At 40.7% G+C, this 1,188-nt stretch carries 3 protein-coding genes; all 3 read left to right on the top strand.

The features are described from left to right. Positions 1-119: 119 nt before the first annotated feature. On the top strand, positions 120-560 hold the full coding sequence (locus KDK19_RS00055; RefSeq protein WP_257291073.1) for a hypothetical protein: 441 nt from the start codon (positions 120-122) through the stop codon (positions 558-560). A 97-nt stretch (positions 561-657) separates the two neighbouring features. Then, a complete protein-coding gene (locus KDK19_RS00050; RefSeq protein ID WP_257291072.1) occupies positions 658-900 on the top strand; it encodes a hypothetical protein in 243 nt (80 codons plus the stop codon). Beyond that, positions 897-1,188 (top strand): hypothetical protein (locus tag KDK19_RS00045; protein WP_257291071.1); only part of this gene is annotated, 292 nt, incomplete at its 3' end. The genes KDK19_RS00050 and KDK19_RS00045, both read left to right, overlap by 4 nt.

Below are 1,188 nucleotides of genomic sequence, written 5' to 3'. Positions count from 1 at the left end.
TGCCGCGTGTGAGTGTAATATCTGATATCACTCGCTTGAGGTCTAATAGCTGTTAGGTATCAAAATATGATAAACAATAACAATAAAAACAACCCAATAATCAGTCCGGTAACATAAGCATGGAATTGTTCAGTCTCATAGAAAGCTACCCTCTCGAAACCTTGCTTGGTGTCTTGAGCAGCCTTGCATTGGGCTATCTTCTCAGAATCAGTTTTAGCCAACGGCAGAGACTGAACAGCATCAACCAAACCATTATTTCTGCTTTTACTCCTGAGCTCAACCGGCTCACTGAGAATCAGGATAAGGTTATCGACGTTATGGATGATACTGCTTACAGGAAGCATGAAGCCAGTATACGGGACAATCTTGAACGGTTGCCTTTTATCCAGCGTTATCGCTTGAGAAAGGCTTGGGAACGACTGGCTTATGGTGAAAACAAGGAACAGGGTAAATTTCTTTGCTATGAGCAATACGCTGATTGCTATTCTATTAGCGAAAACAAAAAACTCAGAAACCTTGCTATCCATCGTATAAATTCCATTCTTAAAATTTGTGCATAAACCTAACAAAAGCAGCCAAAGGGACGCTCACTGTGTTCGCCGCCCTTGCTGCCAGCGTTAAATGCCAAACCAGAAAGAAAAATAATAAGAGAAAAAAATGGGTGAAAGATATAAAGTGATATGTCCGTGCGGGTATAAAGCAGAGGCTTATTATAGAGAAAAAGATAACCCGTATTCATCTTGGGGGATTTGGACGTTTGAAGGTTTAAAGTGTTCAGAAAAAACTGTACAAAAGAAGATGCAAATGTATCTTTCAGAAGGTTTGGCTTTTGCAGGCCCTGTTTGCCCTAAGTGTGATCGAAAAGTAACAGAAGAAGACGTCAAGGAAGAAATGTCATGAAAAAATTAACAAAATTACCCCTTTATGTGACTACAGCTCTTATTTTGGTAGGTTGTAGTGGAGCTGGGCAAATAGCACCAGAGCAAAAGCCGATAAAGAAGCAGGTTACATTAGAGAAAAGCTATGACAAAACGTGGGAGTCCGTAGTCGACTGGTTCGCATTAAACAACACTATTCTTGAAAGGGTTGATAAAGAGGATGGACTCATAACTTCAGCTAGAAACCTTCGTGCTGGTCATGAAGTTGACTGCGGGAAAGCTAAAGGACAAATAAGTTGGGCATCAGCAC

It is taken from the genome of Endozoicomonas sp. ONNA1 (assembly GCF_024606325.1).
Classification (GTDB): Bacteria; Pseudomonadota; Gammaproteobacteria; order Pseudomonadales; family Endozoicomonadaceae; genus Endozoicomonas_A.
The sequence above is the reverse complement of the archived record's forward strand: the minus strand, read 5'-3'. Positions and strand labels throughout refer to the sequence as shown.